This is a genomic window from Enterococcus sulfureus ATCC 49903 (genome assembly GCF_000407605.1).
GTDB classification, from domain to species: domain Bacteria; phylum Bacillota; class Bacilli; order Lactobacillales; family Enterococcaceae; genus Enterococcus_G; species Enterococcus_G sulfureus.
Map to the genome: position 1 here is coordinate 140,734 of NZ_ASWO01000001.1, position 22,179 is coordinate 162,912.

21 protein-coding genes are annotated in these 22,179 nt (G+C 38.7%); 6 read left to right on the forward strand and 15 right to left on the reverse strand.

Going from position 1 to position 22,179, the window contains the following annotated elements:
• The 5 genes from dltB to I573_RS00710 all read right to left on the reverse strand — a co-directional run bounded on the left by dltB (position 1) and on the right by I573_RS00710 (position 5,848).
• Positions 1-1,200: a D-alanyl-lipoteichoic acid biosynthesis protein DltB gene (dltB, locus tag I573_RS00695; protein WP_016184632.1), complete on the reverse strand. Its 1,200-nt coding sequence runs from the start codon at positions 1,198-1,200 to the stop codon at positions 1-3.
• Positions 1,197-2,732 (reverse strand): D-alanine--poly(phosphoribitol) ligase subunit DltA, encoded by a 1,536-nt coding sequence (gene dltA, locus I573_RS00700; protein ID WP_016184633.1) that lies wholly within the window; start codon positions 2,730-2,732, stop codon positions 1,197-1,199. Before dltA ends, dltB begins: the two co-directional genes overlap by 4 nt.
• A complete protein-coding gene (locus I573_RS11300; protein WP_016184634.1) occupies positions 2,722-2,871 on the reverse strand; it encodes a teichoic acid D-Ala incorporation-associated protein DltX in 150 nt (49 codons plus the stop codon). Before I573_RS11300 ends, dltA begins: the two co-directional genes overlap by 11 nt.
• A 147-nt stretch (positions 2,872-3,018) precedes the next feature.
• Positions 3,019-5,091 carry an FtsX-like permease family protein gene (locus tag I573_RS00705; protein WP_016184635.1) on the reverse strand — a complete coding sequence of 691 codons (2,073 nt, stop codon included), beginning with the start codon at positions 5,089-5,091 and terminating at the stop codon, positions 3,019-3,021.
• The gene (locus I573_RS00710; RefSeq protein ID WP_016184636.1) at positions 5,081-5,848 is read right to left on the reverse strand and encodes an ABC transporter ATP-binding protein; all 768 of its coding nucleotides are present in this window, start codon (positions 5,846-5,848) and stop codon (positions 5,081-5,083) included. The genes I573_RS00705 and I573_RS00710 overlap by 11 nt, the downstream gene beginning before the upstream one ends.
• Positions 5,849-6,117: 269 nt before the next feature.
• Between I573_RS00710 and nrdD the strand changes: the two genes are divergently transcribed.
• On the forward strand, positions 6,118-8,277 hold the full coding sequence (nrdD, locus tag I573_RS00715; RefSeq protein WP_016184637.1) for an anaerobic ribonucleoside-triphosphate reductase: 2,160 nt from the start codon (positions 6,118-6,120) through the stop codon (positions 8,275-8,277).
• A gap of 15 nt (positions 8,278-8,292) precedes the next feature.
• The gene (gene nrdG, locus I573_RS00720; protein ID WP_016184638.1) at positions 8,293-8,850 is read left to right on the forward strand and encodes an anaerobic ribonucleoside-triphosphate reductase activating protein; all 558 of its coding nucleotides are present in this window, start codon (positions 8,293-8,295) and stop codon (positions 8,848-8,850) included.
• Here the strand turns inward: nrdG and dinB are convergent.
• On the reverse strand, positions 8,841-9,968 hold the full coding sequence (dinB, locus tag I573_RS00725) for a DNA polymerase IV (protein ID WP_016184639.1): 1,128 nt from the start codon (positions 9,966-9,968) through the stop codon (positions 8,841-8,843). The genes nrdG and dinB overlap by 10 nt on opposite strands.
• Before the next feature lie 131 nt (positions 9,969-10,099).
• Between dinB and I573_RS00730 the strand changes: the two genes are divergently transcribed.
• Positions 10,100-12,016, forward strand: a complete 1,917-nt coding sequence (locus I573_RS00730; protein ID WP_016184640.1) for a fructose-bisphosphatase class III — start codon at positions 10,100-10,102, stop codon at positions 12,014-12,016.
• Positions 12,017-12,176: 160 nt separating this feature from the next.
• Here I573_RS00730 and rsmI read toward each other — a convergent pair whose 3' ends face one another.
• The 9 genes from rsmI to dnaX are packed head-to-tail and all read right to left on the reverse strand — an operon-like array spanning position 12,177 to position 18,856.
• Positions 12,177-13,034: a 16S rRNA (cytidine(1402)-2'-O)-methyltransferase gene (rsmI, locus tag I573_RS00735; RefSeq protein WP_016184641.1), complete on the reverse strand. Its 858-nt coding sequence runs from the start codon at positions 13,032-13,034 to the stop codon at positions 12,177-12,179.
• Positions 13,035-13,088: 54 nt separating this feature from the next.
• Positions 13,089-13,433 (reverse strand): DNA replication initiation control protein YabA, encoded by a 345-nt coding sequence (locus I573_RS00740; RefSeq protein WP_211213379.1) that lies wholly within the window; start codon positions 13,431-13,433, stop codon positions 13,089-13,091.
• Positions 13,426-14,247, reverse strand: a complete 822-nt coding sequence (locus tag I573_RS00745; protein WP_016184643.1) for a PSP1 domain-containing protein — start codon at positions 14,245-14,247, stop codon at positions 13,426-13,428. The genes I573_RS00740 and I573_RS00745 overlap by 8 nt, the downstream gene beginning before the upstream one ends.
• A gap of 12 nt (positions 14,248-14,259) precedes the next feature.
• Positions 14,260-15,174 carry a DNA polymerase III subunit delta' gene (gene holB, locus I573_RS00750; protein ID WP_016184644.1) on the reverse strand — a complete coding sequence of 305 codons (915 nt, stop codon included), beginning with the start codon at positions 15,172-15,174 and terminating at the stop codon, positions 14,260-14,262.
• A 13-nt stretch (positions 15,175-15,187) separates the two neighbouring features.
• Positions 15,188-15,517 (reverse strand): cyclic-di-AMP receptor, encoded by a 330-nt coding sequence (locus I573_RS00755; RefSeq protein ID WP_016184645.1) that lies wholly within the window; start codon positions 15,515-15,517, stop codon positions 15,188-15,190.
• Between the two features lie 5 nt (positions 15,518-15,522).
• Positions 15,523-16,167, reverse strand: a complete 645-nt coding sequence (gene tmk / locus I573_RS00760; protein ID WP_281168753.1) for a dTMP kinase — start codon at positions 16,165-16,167, stop codon at positions 15,523-15,525.
• A 28-nt stretch (positions 16,168-16,195) separates the two neighbouring features.
• Complete coding sequence (gene recR / locus I573_RS00765; RefSeq protein WP_016184647.1) at positions 16,196-16,792, reverse strand: recombination mediator RecR; 597 nt, start codon at positions 16,790-16,792, stop codon at positions 16,196-16,198.
• A gap of 16 nt (positions 16,793-16,808) precedes the next feature.
• Entirely contained in the window at positions 16,809-17,123 is a 315-nt protein-coding gene (locus I573_RS00770; RefSeq protein WP_016184648.1) for a YbaB/EbfC family nucleoid-associated protein, read from the reverse strand.
• A 20-nt stretch (positions 17,124-17,143) separates the two neighbouring features.
• Positions 17,144-18,856, reverse strand: a complete 1,713-nt coding sequence (dnaX, locus tag I573_RS00775; RefSeq protein ID WP_016184649.1) for a DNA polymerase III subunit gamma/tau — start codon at positions 18,854-18,856, stop codon at positions 17,144-17,146.
• A gap of 175 nt (positions 18,857-19,031) precedes the next feature.
• On the opposite strand from dnaX, the gene I573_RS00780 reads away from it, so the two are divergent.
• From I573_RS00780 to I573_RS00790, 3 genes are read left to right on the forward strand one after another with little or no spacing between them, the layout of a single operon-like run.
• A complete protein-coding gene (locus I573_RS00780; RefSeq protein WP_016184650.1) occupies positions 19,032-20,255 on the forward strand; it encodes an SPFH domain-containing protein in 1,224 nt (407 codons plus the stop codon).
• Positions 20,256-20,275: 20 nt separating this feature from the next.
• A complete protein-coding gene (locus tag I573_RS00785) occupies positions 20,276-21,346 on the forward strand; it encodes a TFIIB-type zinc ribbon-containing protein (RefSeq protein ID WP_016184651.1) in 1,071 nt (356 codons plus the stop codon).
• The gene (locus tag I573_RS00790; RefSeq protein WP_016184652.1) at positions 21,343-22,149 is read left to right on the forward strand and encodes a TPM domain-containing protein; all 807 of its coding nucleotides are present in this window, start codon (positions 21,343-21,345) and stop codon (positions 22,147-22,149) included. Before I573_RS00785 ends, I573_RS00790 begins: the two co-directional genes overlap by 4 nt.
• The last annotated feature ends 30 nt before the right edge of the window (positions 22,150-22,179 follow it).

A 22,179-nucleotide genomic window follows, 5' to 3' on the forward strand; every position in this document is an offset into this window, starting at 1 on the left:
TTATTTAAAGAATAATGTATCTAAAAATCCTGAGAAAATCAGGAAGCTTATACAAACACCATTAAAGGTTAGGAAAATCGCTAACAAATACGTTAAACGATTCGAAGGTAAGTTTTTGTGTTTCTTTTTGTAGCGGATCCAAGCATCATTTAAACAAATCCAAGCTGCATGGTACACGCCATAAAGTAGATAATACCAAGTCAAGCCATGCCACACGCCCATCAATAAGAATAAAGCAAAATATCCGACGTTTGAGGATACGATACGGCTTTTAAAGACTTTCTTTTTCATCAATGTAAACATCAGACGCATGTAAACATAATCTCGAAACCAAAAAGATAATGACATGTGCCAACGATTCCAAAACTCTTTGATATTTGGCGACAGAAAAGGCTTATTAAAGTTCACTGGAACATTGTACCCCATGATATAACTCGTTCCTACCGCAAATAAACTATAGCCGGCAAAATCAAAGAATAGATACAGACTATAGACATACATATAGCCGACTAAACTCCATGAAAGCCCTCCAGCTACGAGTGAACGTTCTGAAACGATAGGTAACAACACTGTACCAAGATAATATCCGATAATGAATTTGTATAAAAAGCCCATCATGATCGAATGAATCCCTTTACCGAGTAACTCAACGTATTGTACTCGTTCTGGGACCGTTTGTTCATCTTTTAAAAAGCGACGGTAACGATCGATCGGTCCGGAAGAGATTGTTGGGAAAAATAATAAAAAGCGTAAATAATTGATCCAACTATACTCTTTGATCAATCCATCGCGTGTTTCCATGATCATCTGTACAGAACGAAAAGTCAGATAGGAAATACCTAAAAACCCTAAAATAGAAGGTTTTCCTGCCGTAAAAAAAGGAACGACTTTTGTGATGGCTAAAGGCAAGATGGCCAGACATACCGCTAAATAAAATATCGGGGTACTATTTTTCTTTTGTTTGATGGCAAAATAACCACCCACTAATACACATTGATAAAAAACATATCCAATCAATGCCAAGCCTTGGTGTGCAAATTCGCCGCCAAAGCTGATCCATAAAAAGAATACCGTCAATAAGGCTTCATAGAGTCGCAGTCGCTTTCCAAACCACAAACTGATCCCTACTGGAAGTAAGGCAAGAAATAAATACAAAAAATACAACGGTTGTGCATACGGGATCATATGAGGAATGATCATAATGGATTCACCTCAGCAATCAGTGCCTTACGATCAATTTTTCCATTGGCCGTTCGTGGCAGCTGATCGACATAAACAAATTTTTGAGGGATCATATAGGGCATCACTTGTGTGGCAAGTTCTGATTTGATTGCTTTGGTTAATTGGAACGCCTTCTCATATTCATGAGGTTCCGTTACAACGTATGCAACAAGTTGCTGTACTTTATGTTCTTTATACTTAGGCACTACGCTTGCTTGTTTGACTAATGAAACGTGCATCAAATGATGATCAATTTCTTCTAATTCCATTCGATACCCATTTAATTTCACTTGAAAATCTAGACGTCCGTCATAACACAACATACCATCTGCAGTCATATACCCCGCATCTCCCGTTTTATAGGCTCGTTGTCCCTCATATTCGAAAAATGCTTGTGCTGTCTTTTCAGGATTGTTTAAATAGCCTTTTGACACACTCGGACCTACAATAACAATTTCGCCTTTTTCGTCAATTCCACAGATTTGTTCTTCTTCCATGATCAAGACACGAGTATCTGATTTAACATAGCCAATCGGAACTCGAGGATATTGTGTTAAAAGTTCTTGTGTGACCTTTACCGCGCTAATCGCTACGGTAGCCTCTGTTGGTCCATACGTATTATAAATCGTAGCCTCTGGAAAACGCGTCAGCAATAAACGTGCAGTTTCTGGTGTCAACTCTTCCCCACAAAATAAAAAGACACGTAACTGGGGTACATGTTGCTGATCAAAAGTCGGTTCCATCAAACAAATATCCATAAATGATGGCGTTGACACCCAAACATCGATTGGAAGCGTCGGAAGAACTTGAAACAGTTGTTTGAAATCTTCGATCGTTTCTTTTTCCATCGGAACTAATGCCCCACCGCGAACTAAAGCTGGATAAACTGACATGACCGATAGATCAAAAGAAAATGGTGCTTGCGATAAAAATCGATCACCTGATTGAATGCTCAGTTGTGTGCATTCCCACTCCACAAAGGACCATAAATTTTCGTGACTGATTTGAACACCTTTAGGAATCCCAGTAGTCCCTGAAGTAAAGATAATATAATAGACTTCTTCTCGTGTGATTCCCTTTGCGATATCGATCTCACTGATTTCTTCTAAAATCAGCGAAAGTTCTTCGCTTGTCACTACCGGATAAGCCGTATCGTGTAACGGCCAATCATCTACAGCAAAAATCATCGTCGGATTCGCTACGGATAAAATCAAATCGATCCGTTCATTTGGCGTATGCGTATCAATTGGTATATAAGGATGACCTGATTTGCTAGCAGCTAAAAATAGCACTAGCATTTCCATTTGTTGTCCCCCAAAGACGACGATTGGCTCTCGATTTTTAAAATGTTTGCTTAAATAACTTGCTACTCGATCCGAATATGTTTTTAATTGACCGTACGTATAGGTCATCGCGTGATGCTGATACACGATTCGTTCTGGATCTGTTTGGGCCCATTCATCGATGACTTGGTACAACAATCGGTTTTTATTAGTTATATTAGAATTCATTGTAAATAAATGAGCCTCCTTGAATATTTTTATAATGATACAAATAAATCAGCATTACAAAGATAAACATATAGAGGCATGTTCGCCCCACAAATCGAACCCAGTCTTTCGCAAAAAAGTCACGAATTGTTTGATTCATCTCTTTGTCCCTCAATTCAAATTCAAATTTTCAATGATTTTTCAGTAAGATCATTAACTTTTGTCATTTTACCACTCTAATGGCCTCAAAAGCGTAAAAATGAGGGAAACTTTTGAGCATATTAAGAATATTTTAACTCTTTTTGACTTAATGTTGTTCTTCTGTCATCCGAATCGAAACCAATGAACAGACAATATAGACGATAATGTAAATGATGACACTTAATATCGCAAATAAATAGACAATCCAATAATTGGTACCATGAATCAGTGTTCGAATAACATGGACCGCGACGATCCCATGCAATGTCGCCAATATCGAAATCGGTCCCAGGATCAAGGCATTTCGATAGTAGATCACTTTTCGGATCATATGCTGATCGATTCCGATATTGCGCAATAATTGATAGGTTTTTCGTTCCGTTTCGACTAGAGTAAATTGTCGTACTAAAAGTGATGATGCCGTACTGATCAAGATCGTGACCCCTATAAAAACAAAAATATAGACTTCAAGCCCCAAAGTACGTCTAGCTGCGCGTACCGCTGCATAGCGATCTTTAAAATTCAGACGACTTTTTTCTCCAGAAATCGAGAGGAGATCTTGTTCGATCGTCACACCAATCGGTTTTTCTTTTGTAATCTGACCATCGATTCCATTCTCATCATACGAGTACGTGTAATATATCGGATCATTCCATGTTTCATCGATACGGCTAGAAATCAAGTGTTCCATGACACTTTTATTGTATCCTGTAGCATTGATATAGGTGATTTTGTTTTCTAATCCTTGGTAATGAGAAAATACTTCATCGCTTACGACCAATAAATTGTTCGTATACCGCATACGAGGTTCTCCAAAAACATCCGTATAGATTTTTTTAATTTTTAATTTTGATCCATCTTCTAATTCAACATGATGATCTGTTGACACTAAACGACCATCGACTAAATAATTTTGATAAAAATAAACGGCTTCTTGATCATGATCTAGTGTAACTTCTGGAAAATATCCTACAATTTCATTTAATTGCTGATAAGCAGATAGCGGGATCAAGTTGACTAGTTCAACCTTACTATACAGATCATCATCAAATAGATTGGTTTGTTGCAGATGGAAAGCTGTTAATTTATACGTCAATTCTTTTTTGACGGTGATTTTTCCATTTGCTTGTTGAATCAAATTTTCCAATTGATTGACTTGTTGCGGGATGACTTGAAACGTCGTAGGGTTAGACAATTCGACTAAATTATAAGTCAACGAAAAAATCCCTAGGATCCCTCCGATCAAAAACGTCGATAAGCCCAAGACTACCGTAATAAATGAGAAGGTTTTCCAACTCTTATGCAAATGCAAGCGGGTATTGCTAAGTAAAAAACTAGTCAATCCATTTGTACGAATCCCTGTCAATCGAGACAAATAGAATAAAATAGCGGGTAAGGTATACGCAAAAAAGAAATAGGTCCCAATACTGCATAATAGAATAATCAATAAGGGAAACCAAAAAATTGCAGTATAATCATTGGTCGCTACAATATAGCGTCTGAGTGACGGAATAAATAAAAAAGAGAAAGAATAGCCTAATACGATACATAATACGCCCATAACTCCTAGTACCAAGCGTGTCCAGTGGATCGATGTTTGAAACGTCAATTCTTGTTTAGTAGTTTGAAATAATTCACTTAATTGATTGCGTCGGATCAATAAAATATCTTGTAAGACAATCAAAATCAAGGCAATCATAAAGACTGCAACGGTTAATACTACTGACGTAAGTGAAATAAAAAAGCGACTTTCAATATTTAGATCCATCGCTTTGACTAGCATCATCGAAAACAATTTAGAAAATAAGATTCCTTCAAAAATCCCAATAATCAAAGAGATGAGATTTAAAAACATGGTTTCAATCAAAAACACGCTGATGATCTGTCTTTTTTGCATACCAAAAAGGCGATACAATCCCATCTCGTTGCGTCGTTTATTTAAAAAAAAGCGATTGGCACTCAACGTAAAAATCAAAACGATCACTGCAACGATGATATTGCCAATCACTAAAGAACCTGAGATCTGCACATCTTGCTTTACACTTAAGATCAATGGTTGATCATAATTGATCGCACTAAACGAATAAAAGATCATGACTGAAGTCGACATACATAAAAAATAAACAAAGTAGGATTTTAATTGTTTAAAAAAACTGCGTAATAAAATTTTAACGAGCATTCATTCGCCCTCCTCCACCGATCGTTGCTTGCATATCGATGACTTGGTCAAAAAATTCTTTACGATTTCCTCGTCGAACGACTTCAGAAAAAAAGACACCATCTTTTAAAAATAAAATCCGATCACAATAACTTGCAGTGAATGGATCGTGCGTGACCATTAAAATCGTTGTCGCTTGTGCTTCATTGATTTCGACTAAGTAATTCAATAGTTCTGTAGCTGCTTTAGAGTCTAGTGAACCTGTTGGCTCGTCGGCAAAGACGACTTTAGGCTGTTTGACGATTGCCCGTGAAGCTGCGACACGTTGCTTTTGACCGATCGATAATTCATTGGGATAGCGTTGCAATAAATGTCCGATCCCAAGCATTTTTGTCACTTCTTTTACCCGAATTTCGATTTCTTTAGGTGCTAATCGCTCGATCGCTAAAGGTAGACTGATATTATCTTGGACATTTAGTGTTTCTAACAAATTAAAATCTTGAAAAATAAACCCGATTTTATTTCGACGGAAGCGACTGCGCTCATCTTCTGTCATTTTGGTAATGACTTCATCTGCAATCGTAATCGACCCTAATGTCGGCAACGTGATTGTCGCTAGTAGATTCATCAAAGTCGTTTTTCCAGCTCCACTTGGTCCCATGATCCCAACGAATTCTCCTTTTTCGACACTAAATGATAAATTATCTAAAATTTTATTTTGGTTAAATCGACTACCATAGGCTTTTGTTAAGTGGTCGACTTGAATAATTTTCTCCATCGTTTCACCTCTTATCTCCTTATTTTTCTCATTTCTATCCTATCATATTTTTTACGCGTTCACGAATTTGTTTCACAAAAAAGCAAAAATCTTGAGATAAAATCACAAACTTTTTTTTATTTTTTGAAAAAGGAAGACTTTATTTGTTTTCATACGTTTTACATCCCACATATAGTGTGTGAATAAAAATAAAACACAATATCTAGTTGTTTTATACTGTTTTTTTCCTTATGATAGATAGGAACATATGCAGAAATGAGGGACGATAAATGGCTTTACAAGCAACAGAAAACGCGATTATTCGTGCATCACTAAACAATGAATCAACGATTTTGAAACGTTCGGGTCAACATGTGGGATTTGACTTTCGTCACGTTCGATATTTACTAGAATCGCTCACTAAAAAAGCACAACTCGATACTGGATTGATCGATCCTTGGTGTGTAGAAATCTTACAAACATTCAACGGACTTGAGCCTGAAAAAAAGACGACTGCAGAATTGAAACAAATTCTCATAAACGTGACCAACTCGTATCCAGAAATTGCCAATCTAATTCAGACGTACGATCATAATTTTGAACATACACTGCATGAACAACAAGATTTAGATCAACTAGTCTACCGTTTGCATCAAAAAGATCAAACGATTGCCAATGAAAATGCTAATAAAGACAGCAATATCTTTAATACCCAGCGTGACCTAACTGCCGGATTGGTTGGAAAAACGACAGGATTAAAGTTATTACCCAAAGCAGTGGCTAAAGCCCATCTTAAAGGCGACTTGCATTACCATGATTTAGATTATCATCCTTATGCTCCGATGACGAATTGTTGTCTGATCGATTTTGAGGAAATGCTCTCACATGGATTTAAAATTGGAAATGCTGAAGTTGAAAGTCCACATTCGATTCAAACAGCGACTGCACAGATCTCACAAATTATCGCCAATGTCGCCTCTAGTCAATATGGCGGATGTTCCGTTGATCGAATCGATGAATTATTAGCACCGTTTGCTAAAAAAAATTACGACAAAAATTTAGAACTTGCCCAAGAATGGGTCGCTAAAGCAGATAGAACCCAGTTTGCTAAAGAACGAACAAAAAAAGAAATTTACGATGCAATGCAAAGTTTAGAATATGAAATCAACACCTTATTTACTTCAAATGGGCAAACACCCTTTACTTCTGTGGGATTTGGCTTGGGCACAAATTGGTTTGAGCGAGAAATTCAAAAGGCTATTTTAAAGATTCGAATCGAAGGATTAGGGATTGAAAAGCGAACAGCGATTTTTCCTAAATTGATTTTTACTATCAAAAAAGGAATCAATTTTACTCCCACTGACCCAAATTATGATATCAAACAACTGGCTTTGACCTGTTCGACACGTAGAATGTATCCAGATATTTTAAATTATGACAAGATCGTAGAACTTACAGGTAGCTTTAAAGTGCCGATGGGCTGTCGCTCTTTTTTACAAAGTTTCAAAGATCAAGACGGAAACGAAATTACCAGTGGGCGTATGAATTTAGGTGTCGTCACACTGAATCTCCCGCGTTTAGCTCTACGCTCACAACAAGATCAAGCATATTTTTGGCAGTTATTCGAAGACAAGCTCGAGCTAGCCAAAGAAGCGTTATGTTACCGCATCGCACGGTGTAAAGAAGCTGTACCGAAAAATGCCCCTATTTTATACCAATCTGGTGCCTTTGGAATTCGTCTAAGTGACACACAAGCAGTCGATGAGGTCTTCAAAAACAAGCGTGCGACGATTTCATTAGGCTATATCGGATTATACGAGGTGGCTACTGTATTTTATGGTCCAGACTGGGAACAAAATCCTAAGGCCAAGCAATTTACACTTGATATCGTGAAAAAAATGGATCGTGCGACAACCTTGTGGAGCGAACAATATGGCTACCACTTTAGTGTCTATGCAACACCAAGTGAGAGTTTAACAGATCGCTTTTGTCGTTTAGATCAAGAACGATTTGGTTTAGTCCCTTCCATTACGGATAAAGCGTATTACACAAATAGTTTTCATTATGATGTACGCAAACAGCCTACCCCATTTGAAAAACTTGATTTTGAAAAAGACTATCCCGTGTATTCTTCAGGAGGATTTATTCATTATTGTGAATATCCGATACTTAAACACAATCCTAAAGCACTAGAAGCCGTGTGGGATTATGCATATAGTCGTGTTGGCTATTTAGGGACGAACACACCTATCGATCGTTGTTTTGCGTGTGGTTTTGAAGGAGAATTCGCGCCTACTGAACGTGGATTCGAATGCCCTACTTGCCATAACCATGATCCTAAAAAATGTGAAGTAGTCAAACGAACGTGCGGGTATCTAGGAAATCCTCAAGCACGTCCAATGGTTCATGGTCGGCATAAAGAAATTACCGCCCGAAAAAAACATGTATAGAAAGAAGAGATAAAGATGGATCCTATGAAATGGCAAGCATGTGACTATACGAAATGCCGTATCGCCTCTTATCAACCATTTACATTTGTTGACGGACAAGGCGTACGTAATAGTATCTACGTCAGCGGTTGTCTATTTGCCTGTAAAGGATGTTTTAATAAGGCGGCACAAGATTTTAATTATGGAACACCTTTTTCAAATTTTTTACTGGATCAAATCGTTGATGATTGTGGCCACGAAGCGATTCAAGGGATCACATTACTTGGCGGCGAACCCTTTTTAAATACACCTGTCTGTCTAGAAATCGTTCGTGCTATTCGGAGCAACTATCAACATACAAAAGATATCTGGGCGTACAGTGGCTATACTTTTGAGCAACTTTTAAAAGGATCTTCAGATAAACAAGAATTATTGTCCTTTTTAGATGTGCTGGTTGATGGCCCGTTTGATCTAAAAAAACGCGATCTTTCTCTCGAATTTCGTGGTAGTTCGAACCAGCGAATTTTAGATGTCCCTCGTTCACTTCAAGCACAACAAGCATGCCTATGGCAAAAAGAACCTGATCAAGTATGATCAGGTTCTTTTTGCCATAAAGGTAATTCAATATGTTCATACGCGATAGGATCCAATCCTGTCACTGTGATTCCTAATAAACGTACACCTTGTTCTTCTTGGAAAACTTCTTCAAACAATAAACTAGCTTGCGAAAACAACTCTTCTTTACGATGAATCGCTTGCCTCAAACTGATTCGTTTTGTTTTGGTTGTAAAATCATCGTATCGTAATTTTAACACAACGATATTCCCATGTTTTTGTTCTTTGAGTAATTGTTTTTCTACATCTTGCGCAAGTTGTCGCAATTGAGCGAGACACTGCTCTTCTGTTTGCAAAGCTTGACCATACGTTCGTTCTCGTCCCAATGATTTGCGTTCGCGATGGATCTCGACTGGCGCCAAATGAATCCCTCGAACTTTTCGGTATAATGAATAACCCATTTTACCAAATTGTTGGATCAAATCCATTTCTGAATATCTTGCTAGATCTTTTCCAGTAAAGATTCCCAATTCATGCATTTTAGGGATCGTCTTTTTGCCCACTCCATGAAATTTTTCGATGGGCAATCGTTGCAAAAAATCTTGCGCCTCCTCAGGTAAAATGACCGTTAATCCTCTTGGTTTTTGATAATCGGAAGCTAATTTTGCCAAAAATTTATTGTAGCTCACTCCCGCTGAACACGTTAGTTGCAATTCATTAAAAATATCATGTTGAATACACTTTGCCACTTTGATAGCCGAACGACTATGGATATGATTTATAGTGACATCTAAATAAGCTTCATCAATCGAAACAGGTTCAACCAAATCGGTATAACGAAAAAAAATTTCGCGTACTTGTCGTGAGATCTCTCGATATTTTTCATGGTTTCCAGGAATAAATCGTGCTTTTGGACAAAGTTCATATGCTTTTTGAGCACTCATCGCCGAATGGATCCCAAATTTTCGGGCATGATAGTTGGCAGTCGTGACCACACCACGCCCACCAGTGTCTTTAGGATGACGTGCGATGACCAGTGGATGTGCAGCAAGCTCAGGCTGATCGCGTTCTTCAACAGATGCAAAAAATGCATCCATATCGATATGAATAATTTTTCGTGTTGTATCATTATGTAATGGAAATTCTAGACCGCTCATGCGCTTCACCTCATGTCTATTATAATGCAAACATGCGTTTGTTTTCAACGTGCAGTTTTTCACTTGTCCGTTTTATCTATACAAGTGATTTTTTTTCTGCTATAGTTTTTTTATTGGATGAGGTGATGAGAATGGATGATAAAAAATATTATACGCTGTTAAAAGAGAAATTTCCGACAAAAGAACATGTCGCTACTGAAATCATCAACTTAGAAGCGATTTTACAATTACCCAAAGGAACAGAACATTTTATCAGTGACGTTCACGGAGAATTTTTAGCATTTGATCATGTATTACGTAATGGTTCTGGAAGTGTTAAAGAAAAGCTGCGTGAGTGCTTCACAACAAAACAAGTAGACCTCAATGCATTAGCAGTATTGATTTACTATCCTGAGCAGAAATTAAATCAAGTGAAGCGTCAAAAAAAAGGAAATGCCTTACACGATTGGTATCAAAAAAATATTATTTTGCTAGTCACAGCTACCAATCACGCGAGTAAAAAATATACCCGTTCTAAAGTACGAAAAGCATTGCCTCCTCGCTTTAGTTACATCATTGAAGAGCTATTAACAGAAAGTCATGAGAATCAAGATAAAGAACATTATTTACATGCAATTATTGAAAAAATCATCTCTCTAGGTCAAGCAGATGAATTAATTGAAGATTTAGCCTATACCATTCAACGTCTCGTTGTCGATCACCTGCATGTCGTAGGCGATATTTATGATCGTGGTCCTGCACCAGATGCGATTATGGATCGACTGATTGCGTATCATTCAGTCGATATCCAGTGGGGAAATCACGATATCATCTGGATGGCTGCCATGGCAGGATCTAAAGTCGCACTGATGAATCTTTTACGGATCAGTGCACGTTACGGTAATTTAGATATTATTGAAGAACGTTATGGGATCGCTCTACGTCCATTAGTTGAATATAGTCGTACGCACTATACGCCACAAAAAAAATTCGCTCCAAAACTTGCGCCAACAGCCGATATTTCTAAATTAGAAAAAGATACCTTAAATGTCGTACAACAAGCTACAGCGATTTTACAATTTAAATTAGAGGGGCAACTGATCAAGCGTCGTCCTGATTTTCAACTAGACAAACGGCGAGTACTGGAACATATTGACTATGAAACAAAAGCAATCACATTAGATGGATGCACCTATCCTTTGGTCCATTTTGCCGCACCCACAATCGATCCTAATGATCCCACTGCCTTAACCAAAGAAGAAACACAATTGATCGAACAATTGATCCAATCCGTACAACAATCTGAACGTTTAAAGCGTCATATGGATTTTTTGATTGAAAAAGGAAGCATGTATTTATGCTATAACGATAATTTATTGATCCACGGATGTATCCCCTTGCATGAAAATGGTGATTTTAAATCATTACGAATCAACAATACTCAATATGCGGGCAAAGCATTACTTGATTTTTTTGAACAACAAGTTCGAATCAGTTATCGTCAACCCGAAGTCAAAGAAGATTTGGCTACGGATCTATTGTGGTATCTTTGGTCTGGAGAGTGCTCTTCTTTATTTGGAAAAACGGCTATGACGACGTTTGAACGCTATTATATAAAAGATCCACTCGCTCACATCGAACATAAAAATGCTTATTACAACTTGCGTAACGATCAACGTGTGTGTCAAGATATTTTGCAAGCATTTGGGTTATCTAAAACTGGCCATATTATCAATGGACATACACCAGTGAAAGAAAAAGATGGTGAAAATCCAATCAAAGCCAATGGACAAATGCTCGTCATCGACGGTGGATTTGCAAAAAGTTATCAAAAAGAAACCGGAATCGCTGGATATACTCTACTTTCCAATAGTTATGGACTTCAGCTAGCGGCACACCAGCCATTCTCTTCGATCGAAGAAGCTGTATTATACGGAACGGATATCGTATCGACCAAACGTTTAATCGAAACAGTCGACGATCGAACAACTGTAAAAGAAACCAACATCGGGACAGCTCTTACTCTAGAAATGAAGGACCTTGAAGTACTTTACGCACACTATGAATAAGGCTGTAACAAAAGCAATCAACTCTGAGAAATAAGCCGCATCATTGCCGAAATAGGAAAACTATTCTCGTAAATGATGCGGCTTATTTCTTGAAAGTTACGTCTGGGACACCGCTTATTTTTTTAGGGGTGTGACAGACTTCTGCCACACCCCTATTTTTTTATAAGTCGTGATACAACGCATATACCACTTGACGAGATTCATTCATGGTTTTTGCCACTTCTTTGATTGCTGCATTCGGCTTCATCCCTTGTGCTACTAATTGCGCTACTTGTTCTTTTAACGGGACAGTACTTAACGGGATATCAGAGGCTTGTTTCCCAGCGACCAATAAACAGCACTCTCCTTTAAGTGGTGTTTCTTTTGTATAGGCTATTAATTCTTCCAACGTCCCTCTTAAGTATTCCTCATGAATCTTTGTCAATTCACGGCAAATAACGGCTTGACGCTGTGCACCAAATACTTCCCCCATTGCACTTAACGTCGCATGTACGCGATGAGGAGATTCATAAAACATCATCGTTGCATCTTGTGGTTCTAAAGCTTGCAATGCTTCATGCTGTGCATTTTTTTTACGTGGTAAAAATCCATAGAATAAGTTTGGTTGAGGATTGAGTCCTGAGGCAATCAGTGCAGTTAGACCCGCTGTTGGTCCAGGTAGTGCAACAACAGGTATCTCCAGTTCAAGACATGCTTCGACCAATTCATGTCCTGGATCGCTAATTGAAGGCATTCCTGCGTCACTGACTTGAGCAACCATCTCTCCTGCTTCTAAGCGTTCGATGAGTTGCGGAATCCGTTCTTTATAATTGTGCTCATGAAAGCTTTTTTGCGGAGTCGAGATAGCAAAATGATTCAATAATTTTTGGGTATTTCGTGTATCTTCACTTGCGATCACTATCGCTTCTTTTAAGATCTTGACCGCACGAAATGTCATATCGTCTAAATTTCCAATTGGAGTAGGAACGAGATAGAGGATACCTTTTTCTTGATGTTTATAACTTTTTTGTCGCTGCATAATTTACTCCTTTAAAAAAGAAGAAAGCAACGGTTGCTTTCTTCTGGTTTGATCTTATTTACTCTCACGATAGATTACTTCTAAACAAAATGCGCATGGTTCATCATGTTCGCGTCTTGATCCATATAGATCATAACAAACATGAAACCCTTCTTCGTATATTTTTTCTAAGTTCATACGTGATTTAGACAACTCTTGGGTAACTTTTTCTGCAGGTGTTTCTGAAGTTTGATTCAACTCACGAATATGATCACGCAAACGTTGATTTTCAAGCTCCAGCTGAGTATTTTTTTCGACTACTTCTTGCAATGAGGTTTTCATTTCAACTAAGTTAGTCAATAATGCACGAAACTCACCTTCGAACTGATTCAATCCATCATACAATGAGCGTTTATCCATTTTCATGACCTTCACCTGCTTTTAATTCTTCATACTCATACTCGACAGCGGTCGGTGGACCACCAAACAAACGAACTTGGACGATTCGGCTCAACAAATTCAAGCCCACGACTTTGCCTTTGCCTTCTGGTGTCATGACTTCTTGACCATAATCCGGTAGTTCTTTTTTTGCTTGTTCATATTCATCATTTTCGTAATTTAGACAGCACATCAAACGACCACATAAACCCGATATTTTAGCAGGATTCAAAGATAATCCTTGATCTTTCGCCATTTTAATCGATACTGGGACGAAATCACCTAAAAATGTTGAACAACACAATTGTCTCCCACACGGACCGATTCCACCTAAAATCTTTGCTTCGTCACGAACACCGACTTGTCGTAATTCGATACGTGTTTTAAAAATACTGGCTAATTCTTTAACGAGTTCACGAAAATCGATTCGATTATCGGCAGTAAATTGAAAAATCATTTTTGAACGATCAAATGTATATTCTATATGGATCAGTTTCATTGCCAACTCATGTTCACGAATCTTTTGTTTACCGATTTGTAAGGCTTCTTTTGCTTCTTTTAGATTCGCTTCATGTTTGTTCACATCTTGATCCGTTGCACGACGCATGATCGGTCGTACATCATTTGGTAAGTCATCTGGTGACATTTGTTTATTTGGAATCGCGACTGTCGCGAAATAAGTTGATTCTTGCGCATGGACAATCACTTGATCATTATATAAAAAAGTTTCTGAGCCAGGCGAAAAGTAGTAGATCTGGCCGGCAGCACGATATCGAATTCCTATTACTTCAACCATTTAGACCCTCCTTTAACTTGAGACCGCACGTAAAGCAAATTGTTCAATACTATTTTGAAACGAAACATTTGCCTGTATCTTCCGTTGCGCTTGCAACAAAAGCTCCATTTCACGGTAAGACACTTTTCCCGTTTGAAATGCTTCTTCATAATATCCTTGTACGATTTTTAACAACAACACCTGTTGCTGTTTGTCTTTAGCTAATGGCACGATTTGTTTTTGAACAAACAAGAATGCATCGGTTGTGTTTGTTATCAATAAATCAAACCACTTTTTAGCAATCTCTTTACTTTCATTAAACCATTCATCCTCTGAGATTTCAACTGCTTTTGAAAAACTATTCGTCAATTGCACAAGTAAGCGTGCCGTTGATTTTGAAATTCCTTTTTCAGTTAAACGTGTCATCAGATGTGCTTTTGATAAGGGCGCAAAATGAATCACTTGGCAACGAGATTGAATCGTGGGCAACATTTTACCCAAACTCGCTGTTTCTAAGATTGCGACAAATTTTCCTGGTGGTTCCTCCAAAAACTTCAATAAGCTATTAGCAGCACTCACACTCATCGTATCTGACTGACGGATAATAAAACATTGGTCTCGCGTTTCAAAACCGGTTTTAGAAAATTCTGCTTGTAATTGGCGAATCTGATCGACTTTGATCGTTTGTCCATCTGGCTCGATAATCTGCACATTCGGATGCTCTCTTTGATCGATTCGGACACATTGTAAGCAGACATTGCAAGGATTCCCTTGAACGACTTGCTCACAAAACATTCGCTTAGCTAGCCATATACTTAATTCATGTTTGCCGGTCCCTTCATCGCCTTCAAAAAGATAAGCATGAGCGAGATGCTCATGCTCCATCATTTTTTTCATTTGTTCCAAGAGACGCGGCTGGTATTCACGTAAAAATTCAGTTTCCTCCATAGTCGCTCCTTGATTAATAGTGATAGAATCCTTCCATTGGTAACACGAACACAGTTGCCCCACCAACTTCGACTTCTACTGGATATGGCACTTGACCATCTAATGAAATGTCTAATGACATAGGTGTAGAGACATATTGATGTCTTGATTGACATGTCTTTTTGATCAAGCCTAATGCTTCTTCTACACGCTCATCTTCGATCCCTACGATAAACGTACTATTTCCGGCTTTTAAAAATCCCCCAGTAGATGATAATTTTGTCGCACGAATATTGGCATCAATAAATTCATTAGCCAAACGGTTACTGTCTTTGTCTTGAACGATTGCGATTACTAATTTCATATCTCTCACTCCTCAAAAAAGTTTGGGTAGGTCTCTTTGATCAATGCAAAACATTCATCGACAACGACTTGAATCCCCTGTTTTGCATTGATCGTGTGGATCCGTTCTGGATTTGCTTCCGCCAATTTTAAATAAGAGTGACGGACTCTTTGATGAAATTCTAACCCTTCAAGCTCCAATCGGTCAACCTGTCCGCTGCGATTACGTGCAATTCGTCGTAATCCTTCATCAGAATCGATATCTAAATAAAGTGTAAAGTCCGGGCTCAAGCCTTCGGTAGAAAATTCATTGATTTGTGCAATTTTGTCGACACCGATTCGACGTCCAGAACCTTGATAAGCTAAAGAACTATCGACAAAGCGATCACATAAGATCACATTGCCTTTTTCTAAGTTTGGCAAAATCACTTCGATCAAATGTTGTCGTCTAGCCGCAGCATACAGTAACGCTTCTGTCCGTTCGTCCATCTCTTCATGTGCTGGATCTAAAATGATCTTACGGATTCGCTCAGCAATCTGGCTACCTCCAGGTTCTCTGGTACGAATAATTTCTTTCTTCATTGTGCGTTGCAAAATCGGAAACAACTCGTTCATCACTGTTGTTTTCCCTGCTCCATCTGGGCCTTCGATTGTAATAAATAAACCGTTCAACATTTTTCCTCCATCTTACTAGTAGCTACTAGATTTCTCTTCTGCCTTCTACGGCTTTTAGTAACGTAACTTCGTCTGCATATTCGATATCACTTCCAACTGATAGTCCATGTGCCAAGCGCGTCACTTTGATTCCAGCTGGTTTGATCAATCGTGAAAGATACATCGCTGTAGCCTCTCCTTCAGTTGTGGCATTTGTCGCCAAAATCACCTCATTGATCCCATCATCATGCAATCGTTCGATCAAAGAAGATAAATTGATATCTTCAGGTCCAGTCCCTTCCATTGGGGACAATACACCATGTAACACATGATACAGACCATGATATTCTCTTACTTTTTCTAAAGCCATAACGTCCTTTGGCTCTTCGACAACTAAAATTGTGCTTTTATCACGTGTCGTATCTGCACATATCTCGCAAGGATCTTCTTGCGTGATATTGCCACACACTGAACAAAAATGCAGATCACGTTTTGCACTTAGTAATGACTTGGCAAATTCATTGACCGTTTCATCTTTCATATCAATGGTATAAAACGCTAATCTAGTAGCCGTTTTTTGACCTATACCAGGTAAATTCATATAACTCGCGATCAATCGCGCAATTGGTTCTGGATATTGCAAACCGGTTCGCCCCTTTTTAGAATCCTGGTAAGCCTTTAGTGTATTTGCCCATCGTTGATTCGATCTCTTTTTCAACTTTACTGATAACATCATTTACAGCTAAAGCCACTAAATCTTCAAGCATCTCAACATCTTCTGGATCTACAACGTCAGGATTGATCGTTACAGCTTTTACTTTACGATCTCCAGTAACCGTTACCTTGACATAACCGTTTGTTGATTCTCCAGTGAACTCTTTTTCATTTAATGCTTCTTGTGCTTGTGCCATTTCTTTTTGCATTTTTTGTACTTGTTTCATCATACCTTGCATATTTCCCATTCCACGCATCATAATTTATAGCCCCATTTCGTTTAATTTTCTTCTATTTTAATCAAATCGCCAAACAACTCTTGTGCTTTGGTGACGACAAGATCTTCTGTTTCTGGTAAAAGAGAGACTTCTTGATTATCCGACTCTTCTACTTCTAGTGTACCATCTCCTTGATTTCCTGCAAGAAAATCATTTCGCAAGCTTGGCCAGTCCTCTTGAGTGATAAAAATCGATTCTGGCGCATAGTTCTCAATAAAACGACTCATGTGATTGTGAAGTGCAAGTGAAAATTCTGGATCACTGGTCGCACGCTGACAGATAATTTCATAATCAAAGGCGATTACAATTCCCGTATCACTGGCAGCTTTTGGTTCACTCGCACGTAACATCGCTTTTTGTGTTGGACTAAGTGAGTCTAACAAATCTTCCCATATCTTTTTGACTTGTAGCATCCGCTCTTTTGTAGCATTTTTCAATACTTGATTGACCCGTTCTCTAGGAACACGGTACGTACTAGCAACTTGACGTACTTGATTTTTTGGTTTTGCTGTTTCTTTTGGTTGTACGTGTAAGTGCTTGATTTGTTGACGCAGTTCAGTTATTTCTTGTTGCAATACCTTGATTTGTTGACTATCAGGTGCCGCACTATCCGCTATAGTCGTCACGGCTTGAGTGGCTGGTGTCGCAAGTTTGACAGTCGCAACTTCTAAATAAATACCAGGACTTGTGGTAAAGCGAATTTCTTGTTGCGTCTCATTTAAAATCGTAATAAATTGATACAACTGCTCAACTTGTACTTCTGAAGCCAGGTGTTGAAATCCTTCACTTATTTGTTTGCCTTCTTGTTCTAATAATGCAGGTGCTTGTTGGTACAGTAGCAGATCCCGACAATAAAACAAAAGATTTTCTAACAGTCGACTAGCTTCTTTCCCATCTTCTAACATGCCTTGCAATTGCATCAGCGCATCTGAAACTTGCTGATCCACACAGGCTTGCAAAAAGTGATCCATCCGTTCGTTTGTCAAGCTACCCGTCACATCTAAAGCTGTCGTCTCTGTAATTTGGCCTTCACTAAACGCGATCGCTTGATCCAAAATACTCAAAGCATCCCGCATTCCACCTTCGGCCGCTCGAGCAATGATCGTCAAGGCATTTGGTTCATACTCTACAGCCATTTCTTGTAAAACATCTGCTAGATGTTCGACGATATCTGCAACTTGAATCCGTTTAAAATCAAATCGTTGTGTTCTTGAAATGATTGTCGCGGGGATTTTATGTGGTTCTGTTGTTGCCAAAATAAAAATCACATTTTTTTTAGGTTCTTCTAACGTTTTTAACAAAGCATTGAATGCTCCAGTTGATAGCATATGTACTTCATCAATAATGTAGACTTTATATGTCGCTTGCGTCGGTGCATAGTTTGCACGATCACGAATAAATCGAATTTCTTCTACTCCATTGTTGCTTGCCGCATCTATCTCAATAACGTCTTCTTGACTTCCATTTGTAATCGACAAACACATGTCGCATTCATTACATGGTTCTCCATCTACACTGTTTGGGCAGTTGATGGCTTTGGCAAAAATTTTGGCCGCACTTGTTTTCCCGGTTCCTCTTGGTCCAGTAAACAAATAGGCATGCGAGATTTGTTCTTGGACGATAGCATTTTTTAACGTTTGCGTGATCGCGCGTTGTCCAACGATCGCATCAAAGCGTTGCGAACGAAATACTCGATAAAGTGCTTGATAAGCCATTATTTTTTCCCCTCTTAAAAAAATTTACTAACTATCATTATACGAAATTTTACGGTAAAAATAAAGTAGCACTCTTTATTTCTAAAAAAAGTCCTACGTCTTTTGACCGATAGCTGGATAAAAATAATCTATGGTATACTATAAGAAGAATAACGATGTTTAAGGAGGAACTACAATGGGATTGATTAAAGCAGCAACAAGTATGATCGGTGGCGGACTTGCCGATCAATGGGTCGAAGTCATTGAACCTGATCGCTTAAGTGATACTACCGTTTTGACCAAAGGTGTAAAGGTTAGAAAAGACAGTAAACGTGGCGCAAATAAAAAAGGAACTGCGGATGTTTTAACTGATGGTACCGTTGTCCATGTCTATCCAAATATGATGATGCTATTAGTCGATGGTGGAAAAATCATCGATTATACTGCTGAAGAAGGTTATTACACCATCGAAAACAATTCAGCTCCTTCTATGTTAAATGGTTCGTTAAAAGAAGCGATTTCTGAAACATTCGATCGGTTTAAATACGGTGGCGTCACTCCCCAAAAACAACAGATTTTCTATATTAATTTACAAGAAATCAAAGGCATTCGTTTTGGAACAGCGTCTCCTTTAAATTATTTTGATAACTTCTATAACGCAGAATTGTTCTTGCGTGCACACGGAACGTATTCAATCAAAATCACAGATCCGATTTTATTTTACAAAAATGCCATCCCTCACGATCGGACACAAGTAGAGATTCAAGATATTAATGAACAATACTTAGCCGAATTTTTGACGGCATTGCAAACGTCGATCAATCAAATGTCAGCTGATGGCGAACGAATCTCCTATGTTCCCTCTAAAAGTATGGCTTTAAGCAAATATATGAGTCAGATTTTAGATGATGAATGGCGTGAATTACGTGGGATGGAGATCGTATCAGTTGCTGTCGCTAGTATTTCTTATACGGATGATTCGATGAAATTGATCAACATGCGCAATCAAGGTGCAATGTTGGGCGATCCTGGTATTCGTGAAGGATACGTCCAAGGTGCGGTAGCAGAAGGTATAAAAAATGCCGGTAGCAATCCAAATGGGGCTACAAATGGCTTTATGGGAGTAAACCTCGGTATGAATGCTGCAGGAGGCTTTATAAACCAAGCTTCTCAAAATAATCAAGCACAGATGCAACAACAAGCACAACAAGCAAAAGACAGTTGGACATGTGGCGAGTGTGGCCAAGAAAATCAAGGTAAATTCTGTAGTAACTGTGGCTCGCCAAAACCTACGACGACAGCAGCAAGTATCAAAATGAAGTGTGCTGCTTGTCACGCAGTAGTGGACCTAGCAAACGGGGTACCAAAATTCTGTCCAGAATGCGGGCAACCCTTTCAAGCAATCCCATTAGATGAGTAATTTGGAGGTGAGTTCAGTCTATGGAAGTCGTAACCCATAAATGCCCCAATTGTGGTGGGGCTTTGACCTTTGATCCAAGCGATCAAAAATTCCACTGTCCTTATTGTTTAAGTATTTTTACTGCAGACGAAGTCGCAAAGGCTGAACAGGCACAACAAGAAGCTCATGTTGACCCGCTGATTACCGAAACAAATCTAGGTGAAGAAGAACAAGCAACTATGGATCTCTTCACCTGCCCTAGTTGCGGTGCAGAAATCGTCACCGATGCCACAACAGCAGCAACTTATTGTTATTTTTGTCATAACCCTGTTGTTTTGACCGGTCGCTTGAGTGGAAAATTTTTACCTAGCCGTGTCTTGCCTTTTGCCATTGATCAAGCAGAAGCGAAAGAAAAATTTTTGAGTTGGGCTAAGAAAAAATGGTTTGTACCGAAAGATTTTTTTGACGAAGCGCAAGTTGAAAAATTAACGGGCGTGTATTTTCCTTACTGGTCGATCGATGCGAAAACACGTGGTGAACTCTCAGGTGTGGGAACATCTGTAAGAGTGTGGATCGTAGGCGATCTGGAGTATACTGAAACCAAACGATATGCCGTAAGACGTAAAGGTACGATGGCCTTTAAAGAATATATCCAGCATGCATTATCAAAAAACGTCCAACAAAAAATGGTGACTGGTGTTCAACCGTTTCCATTAGAAAAAGCCGTTCCCTTTCAAAATCAATACCTATCGGGATTTCAAGCTGAAAAGCGTGATTTAGAGTTTATCGACATCAAACCTGAAGTAGATGAAGCTTTGACACAAGCTAGTCAGCAGCTTTTACGAAATACTGTGAATGGCTATACGACATTTCGTACCAATCAAACGAATGCACAAATCCTTGAAGAACAAAATGAGTACGTCTTACTTCCAGTCTGGTTGGTGACTTATCAAGGGCGAACACAAGACACGCCATTTTATTATGCGATGAACGGCCAGACAGGGAAAACAAGTGGGATTTTGCCCTTAAGCTATCTTAAGTTAGGTCTCGTATCAGGTAGCATATTTGTTGTCCTTGCGATCTTATTGATGATTGGAGGGTATTTTATATGAAAAAGCGTTTCATTTTCTATACCTTTGCTCTCCTTGGTCTGTGTCTGATGTATTTCGCTCCTAATGCACATGCTCAAACCGTTTTTGATCAAGCAGGATTATTTACTACAGAAGAAATCAATGCTTTAGATAAACTAGCACAACCTTTAGATGACACGATCAAAGGAAAAGTATTTGTTGCCACAACCACTGAAAACCAAGAAGATGAAGAAACATTTGCAGATGATTTTCTACGCGATCAAGTTGGCAATAATCAAAATGGTTCAGTCTTTTTGATCGATATGGGCAATCGTGGATATCATGTGTCGACTTCTGGGAATATGATCGATTTTGTAACAGATACGCGTTTGAATGACATGCTAGATACGATCCAAACGCAACTTGCGGCTGGAAATTATTATCAAGCCGCGACGACTTACCTTACTAATTTAACAAAATTTGTAGAGGCTGGGATCCCGAATCAACAGTATCAGATCGATCGAGATACTGGTAAAATCACTTACTCTAAATCCCTGACTCCTTTAGAGATTACAATTTCTTTAGCAGTAGCTGCTGTTTTTAGTATCGGTTTTTTTGTCATTATCAAATCGCGTTATCAGCTAAAAGGAAAAACCTATCGTTATCCTACTGAAGAAAAAGCAACACTAGATTTAACTGAACAGCAAGATCGCTTAACCAATTCGTTTGTGACGACGCGACGAATCCCAAAACCGAACAATAATAATGGTGGTGGATTTGGTGGTGGTAGTACGACACACTCAAGCGGTGGTGGAACATTTGGTGGTGGCGGCGGTAAATTTTAAAAACAGCAGTGTGTGGACACTGTTGTTTTT